The organism is Halomonas sp. KM-1 (assembly GCF_000246875.1).
Classification (GTDB): domain Bacteria; phylum Pseudomonadota; class Gammaproteobacteria; order Pseudomonadales; family Halomonadaceae; genus Halomonas; species Halomonas aerodenitrificans.
On sequence record NZ_BAEU01000133.1, the window covers coordinates 1 to 7,237 of the forward strand.

Consider the following 7,237-nt stretch of genomic DNA (forward strand, 5'->3'; position numbering starts at 1 on the left):
GCCGCCCTTGCCGTCACTGACCTGCACGGTGAAGCTGTCGGTTACGGTCTGGCCGGTGATCAGGCCCTGAACCGCGGGGCTCGCGTTGTCGAGCACGTAGGTCCATTGGCCGTTGGCGTCGACGCTGAAGCTGCCGTAGGTGCCGACGTTGGCGCCCACCACGCTCCAGGTGTGGGTGTCGCTGACATCCACATCGCTGACGGTGAGCTGGCCGGTCGTGGTAGTGGTGCCGTCTTCGGTCACCTCGCCGCTGGCTACGCCGCCGATGATCGGCTGGTCATTGGTGCCAACGATGGTCAGCGTGACTTTCGCAGTCGAAAAACCGCCCCGTCCATCGGTCACGGTATAAGTGAAGGTTCCGGAAGCCTGCTCGCCTAGTGCAAGCGCATCGAATCCACCACGCGGGTCGAGGCTAAGGAAGCCATCGGCGCCCAACACCACGGTGGCGGTAAAGACGAGCCCGTTCGGACCGATGAAAGTGACTTCCCGGCTGCCCGGGTCGCTAATGGAAAGTGCATCGCCATCGGGATCGCTATCGTTGTCGAGCACATTGACTCCCGACAGCAAGCTTTCCTCATCGGTCGAAAAGAAATCGTCCAGCGCAGTCGGCACGGCATTGAGCGGTTCGCTAGGCAGTTCCACCAGCGGCTCTTGCGGTACCGCCCCCGCCTCCTCAACCACCGGAAGGTCAGTGACAGATACATTGCCGAATTCGAATGATTGCTCCCCGGTGCTCTCGGCGACGCGCGCCAGGCGCACGAAGTTGTGGCCGCCGTCCGCCGCACCCCCACCGCCAGCTCCCGCGGCGGTGGCATCGAGAACATCGAGAAGATCGATCGTGTCATCATCCAGCGCCGCCAGCAGCGCCTCGATATCCTGATCGAGAGCCGCGAATTCGCTAGGCTCCAGTGGCTCCTCGGCATTGAGCTCCGGTGTCAGAACGACCTGCTCTCCGTCCTGGATCAAAGCAGGAGCGGTATTGTCACCAAAATCGAGCTCTACTCCCCCTCCCTGGGAAGCGACGACGGTCTCCCCTTCGCGCAGCGTGTCACCAACGCTGAGTTCACGAAGGTTTCCTGAGGCATCACGAGCCCAGGCCTGACCGGAGATGGACAGAACGATTGCAATAGACATTTTGGGAGGACCCCGCAAAAAGAGAGAACGACTTTACGAGGCTCGCCACGGCCAAACAGACCACAGCTTGGAGGGGGGCGTGCTTACCGCGAAGTATGCGCCAGACGGCAACCCGCGATATTGGACTCTAGTACAGGGTGGATGAGAAAACTCCTTCACCGCCTATCAGGGGATATGAAGAAAAAGCAGACAAAAAACGCCCGGCTAATGCCGGGCGTTTCAAAGATAACCTACCTTATTCGATTTCGAGCTGACCGTTGCTGAGCATTTGCTGAATTAGCGCATCGCTGTAGGCAACGCCCTTGAGAACGATCGTCTGGTCGACAACCGACTCATCGTAGACGCCACCAGTGAAGCCTCCATTGTGGCTGATCTGGAGCACGGTATTGCCACTTCCATCGTCGGCCGCGTGCAGGTATTCAGCCAGATTGGAGCTGCTGGCCCCATCGAGCAGATCGGCAATGTCCAGCCTGTCGGCTTCGCTCTCCACACCGAACTGCCCAAGGGTGAAGTCCATCACTTTATCTGTTGCAGGTGTCCCTGCTTCGCCCTGGTCACCCAGCTTCCATGCGAAGGTATCGGCTCCGAGGCCACCATACAGAATGTCATTGCCAGCACCTCCGATAAGCAGGTCATCGCCGTCCCCGCCCACCAGGGTATCGTCGAGCGAACCGCCGAGGATCGCCAATGAATCACCGCCCTGTACGGTCACGACAGCGTCGATCTCCACCGGGCCCTCATGGCCAACCGGCACCTTCAGTGTCAAACCGGTGATAGTCAGCTTGCCGTTCTCCACTACGACGCTGTAATCACCCGTCCCACCCAAGGGCAGAGTCCAGGTTCCATCGCCATTGTCTTCACCGATGGAGAGTTCAGCACCTGCCGGCACACCACCCAACACTACCGAGACCACTTGGTCGGAAACGTTGTCCTCGGCCAAGGTCACATCGACTTCGATAGCGTAAAGGTCCGCCGCCTTGTAGCTGATTTGGTGCACGACATAATCATTGCCTACGCCGTGGCCCGTTTCGCCCGGGGCCGGCGTAGAGAAATCGATGCCTACGATTTTCTTGCCATCCGGTGCTGAAACCTTAATGACCTCTCCTATACCGTCATACCCGCCTTCAGGGGTGTTTCCATTCACGATGGCTGACGAAGAAGTCCCATCATCGTAGCGTACGGTATATTTGGCATACTCATCGGTTCTCAGCCATGCAAGCTGGAAGAAAGCCTCGGAGACTTTTTGGTCGAACCGTACTTCCAGGCGCTGGTTATTGGCTATCTCTGACTTAGCCGCACCTGAGCCAGCCGGACCATCACGGTCGACACCAAAGCCCATCTGTGCCCAGCTGACCTCACCAAGATTCCAATTACCTGAGTTTCCTGGCGAGTAGTATGCAGCCACGGTGAAGCCTTCAGGCTCACTCTGAGCATTACTATTGTCCACGCGGAGCACAAAGTCCGCAGGACCATCCAGAGTGACCTGGACCTCCGGCTCGCCGATCCGGTTAGGCTCAACGGGGTTCGGCACGCCTTCGAGGTTGATGGTCAGTTTCGATTCGACCACGTCGCCATCAGCATCGGTCAGGTAGTAGGTGAACTCGTCCTGGTAGGTCTCGCCCGCCTTCATGCCATCACGCGCGCTGCGGCTAACCACATAGGTGTAGCTGCCGTCAGCGTTCACGGTCAGGGTGCCGTGCTGTCCGATGATCGTACCGCTGGCCAATGTACCACCTTGGCCATCCGACCACAGCAGGCTGTCCTCTTCCGCCGGGCCATCGGCCCCCCAGTCGGCATCGACCCGGCCTTCCACGCTGGGCAGGTCGTCGGTCGAGGCGATTTCGGCAAAGAGTTCGAACGAACTGGCCTTGGTCTCGGTGGTGTAGACCGTGTCGACGAGGTTGCCATTGGCGTCCAGGAAGCCGCGGATCTTGAGCACGTACTCACGGTCGCCTACCTGGATGGTAATTTCTTCATTCGGGTTGAGGATCTTGACGATATCGTCATTGTCCGGATGGGTGGCCGGCGACTTGTTGTTGGGCGTCTCGTCATGCTCGAGCTTGATAGTGGTGGTCACCTCGGTCAAGACACCGTCGATCATGACCTTGAACGACACGTCAAGATCGACGGTCTTGAGCACTTTGCTACCGGCGCTGATCACGAAGTTGTTATGCGTCAGCGTGCCCAGCGAGAACAAGGAGTCGGTAGTGACGCCGCCCAAGCCCGTCAGCCCTTCGGCATAGACGAAGTCATAGCCTGAGCCGTTGGCCCCGCCCCACTGGATGAAAATACCGCTCTCATTCGATGTGGTGGTTACGCTGCCGCTTCCTGAGGTAGTGGTCAGGTTCTCCCAGCCGGCGCCAAGCTGACCGACTTCGAGTTCGCTGACAGGTACCTGAATGGCCTGAACCAGATCGAACTCGAACGGGACATCGTCGATCACCACCACGTCGATGGTGCCATAGGCAATGTGTCCCAGGCCGTCCACCAGCTCGAGCTGAATGCCCTCTTTCGCCAGCTCGTTGCGGCCTTCACCGGGTGTGTGCTCGACGGCGCTGCCCAGTTCGAAGCTATAGCTCACCTCACCCGTTCCGGAGTCGTAGCCGGTCAGAGTCAGGGTGTTGCCTTCTGGCGTCTCGATCACGATGACATTGCCGGCCGCCAGTGACTCCAGGTCGCCCGCGCTGAGCTTGACCTTGTCGCCCTGCTGCTCGCCATCTCCCAAGACCTTGGTTCCGGCGATCAGCAGCGCGCCGAACCCTTCCGGTGTAGAGAGTTTGAAGCTACCGCTATCGGCGGCTTGACCCTCGCCCTCGGCAGTACCGCCATCGAGGTATTTCTCATTGACCGTCACGTCGCTGTCGGTCAAGCCAAGGATGGTGGGCAGCTCGGGCAGCGGCGGTACTTCGCCAGGCTGGAAGCCAATATTGAACGAGCCATCCGTGGTGTCTCCGTCGCCGTCGACTGCAACGACATCGACAGGCAGCGTGTAGCCGAGCTCGGCATCGAGGAACACCCCCTGGAAGTTCTTGACGTTGTACTGGTTGCCACCGGAGCTGCCATAGAAGCGGATTTCATCGAAGCCACCCGAGGCGGAAGCCGTCGTGCCGTTGCCGGTGCCTACCGATACGCCATTGCTGAAGATTTCCCAGCTCAGCGCTCCGCTATTGCCCATCTCGAAGGAGAGCTCAGTCAGTGTTTGGTTGAACTGAGCGATCAATGTCTGGCCTGCTCCAATCAGGTTGTTACCGACACCGATGCCATTGGTAGACCAGTTGACTGCACCGCCTACGCCGGTGAACTGAGCCGACAGGTTCGGGTTGCTGATGACCAGCTCGCCATCGATGCCACCACCCTGGTTGCCGATGACATCCGTGGTGAAGCTGACCGCGACAGGGTCAAGAGGCTGGTGAACGACGACCTCGTACTGGTTGCCACTGACGCTCATGTCGATGGTGAGCACGGGATTGCTGGGGCCGTCGCCAACCTTATAGGCGATCAGCTGCTGGCTCTCGCTATCGAACACGTAGACCAGCTTCGTGCCGCCAGAGGTGAGGTATGTTTCTTTGGCAACACCGTCGTCTTCGTAGCGAACCTGGATGTGGCCTTGCCCATCCGTCATCAGGCTGGCCTGCGAGATATGTGCGCCATCCGCATCCGCACCGATGGTGAGATCCAGACTACCGATAGCGGAGCTGTCAACGCCCATACCGAGAGAAGCATCTTCCGGCGTGCCGAACTCGGGCACGTCGTCCAGAATCTCGATCAGCAGGTTGCTCGAGGCCGTATCGCCGTCGGTATCCTCGAGCACGATCTCGAAGGATTGGGTCAGCGACTCGTCGTTGGCCGGCTGGTCGTGATCCTTGTTGGCGTTCAGCGTGTACTCGTAGTTGACGGTATAGGTGCCGTTGCCGTTTGCAGTGAAGCCCGTGATGACAAGGGTATTACCGCTTTCGGTCACGATGGTCGGCAGCGCTTGCTCGAGCCCATCCTTGACGATGTACTCGCCACCCACGCTCAGGTTCAGCACACCATCCGGAGCGCTTACGGTAAAGCTTCCACCCTGTACCAACAGACCGCCGCCCTCTTTGCTTCCTCCCGGAAGATGGGCTTCGTTGAAGACCAGGTGATGGCCATCGCCATGCACCGGATTGTCGATAGAGACAGGCGAGTCGCTGATCGCGATGGTCAGCGTTGCGGTGTCGCTGTCACCGTCGCCATCGGTCAGGGTATAGGTGAACACATCCGACACACTGCCAGGGGCGCCGGGGTTACGTACGTAGGAGTAGGTGCCATCGGCAGCAATGGTCAGGACACCGTACTGGCCAGTGATATCGACCGTACCCTCGGCCGGTACGGCAACGCCGTTGACCGACGTTACTCGGCCGCCGTCGGCGCCCAGCGTGTCGTTGGCCAGTACGTTGCCTTCTTCGATGATCTGGCCGGAGCCAAGGTTGACTGTTACGTCCTCCGCAGTCGGGCCATCGTCGAGGAAGTAGATCACCTGGCCAATGTCGATCGTCGCATGGGCCTCATCGCCATCGCCATCGGTCACGGTCTTGGTGAGGAAAATCACGTTAGCCAATATGTTGGCGGCATCACTCGCACCGATCTGGCCAACGCCCTGGTGGGCAATCGCCCTGAGCTGGTCGAGAGTCACGACCCCTGTCTCGGCATTCACTTCGAGGGTGAATACGGGCACTTCGACACCATCGTCGGTCACGACATAGCCGACGATATCGCCATCCACTTCCTTGACGAGAACGGCCTGACCGGTTTGGGTATCGACCAGACCTGAGTCGGCACCAGCAGCCGAGACACTCAAGGTGTATTCACGGGTCTGCAAACCATCGGCGCCATACTCAGCGCTGAAGTATCCGGAGAAGTCGAACGATGCCGTCACGTCGAGTTGTGCCTCGTCGACGGTCAGGTTGGCGGGCTTCCATTCGACGTTGATGTTGACGTCGTTGTAGTCCCTATCGCTGCCAGGACCGTAGATGTCCTCCCAGTTGAGATCGCCCTCTTCGGCATTGTTCTCGACATGCGAGCTGCCATCGGGATGCAAGCTGGAGTCGTTGAAGAGCACGGGTGCGTTGGAATCCTGTCCAACGAGCTGATTACCGTCTGCAGTGACTGCGACCCAGACTCCGTTGACCTGCTCGAAGGAGATGTCAGTGCCATTGGTCAAGCCGGGATTCAGGTTCGAACCATTGGGGATGATGAAGTACCCCACCTCGCCCGGAGCGTAGCCTTCGAGCACGAAGGTATCACCGACGTCGAGCTTGACGTTGGACCAGACAACTTTGCCGATGGTGGGATTGCCGTTTTCGTCCTTGATGTAATAGCCGAAGCTGTTGTTGTAGCCGACCCCAGGCGCACTGCCCAGATTGGTGATGGTGACCTCATGCCCCGTGGGGTTGGTGCCATCCACGCTCGGCAGGTCGTCAGCCACTTCGACGGTAATGCCCGCAGTGGCGCTATCGCCATCCTGGTCGCTGGCGACGACCGTGACACCGGTGATGGTCAGGTCGTCGACGTTGACGTCGTGCGGCAGTGCGGCCAGCAGCTCCGCCGTGACGGTGATGGTACCGCTCTGCTGTGCAGCGATCGGATCGGTGCCGCTCAGGCTCAGCTTGAGCACCGGCTCGCCATCGAGGCTGCCGATCAGGTTGCCGTCGTTGTCCAGCGACCAGCTCAGCTCACCGTCGAGGCCGGTGACCTGAATGTTGCCGGTATCGCCGAAGGCAAAGCTCACGATGTCGTCGCTGCCGGCGGTAAAGGCCAGTTCTTCACTGACGACGTGGCTGCCGCCCACGGTTTCGGCATCGGCCAGGGCCAAGGTCACGCTGCCGCCTTCGCTATTCTCATCGCCCGGGGTCGGACCGGCGCCGTCCTTGATCTTGATGGTGTGGCTGGCACTCGCACGGTCGCCATCGCCATCGACCTTGATCAGTTCGAAGGATACCGGCACCTTGCCGCTGCTATGGTCAAGGTTGGTGCCGGGAACGAAGGTCCAGGTACCGTTCTCGTAGAAAGTCAGGGTGCCTTCAGGCAGCGCGTAGGCATGGCCGATCTGCAAGGCCTGCTCGGGGCCGCCGTTGAT

2 protein-coding genes are annotated in these 7,237 nt (G+C 59.7%); both read right to left on the reverse strand.

What is annotated here, in order from left to right; genetic code table 11:
• The coding region (locus tag B8115_RS15940; protein WP_141638630.1) for a retention module-containing protein at positions 1-1,134 on the reverse strand (1,134 nt) is incomplete at its 3' end.
• A gap of 235 nt (positions 1,135-1,369) precedes the next feature.
• Positions 1,370-7,213, reverse strand: coding sequence for a DUF5801 repeats-in-toxin domain-containing protein (locus B8115_RS15945; RefSeq protein WP_238539232.1), 5,844 nt, complete (start codon positions 7,211-7,213; stop codon positions 1,370-1,372).
• Between the last annotated feature and the right edge of the window lie 24 nt (positions 7,214-7,237).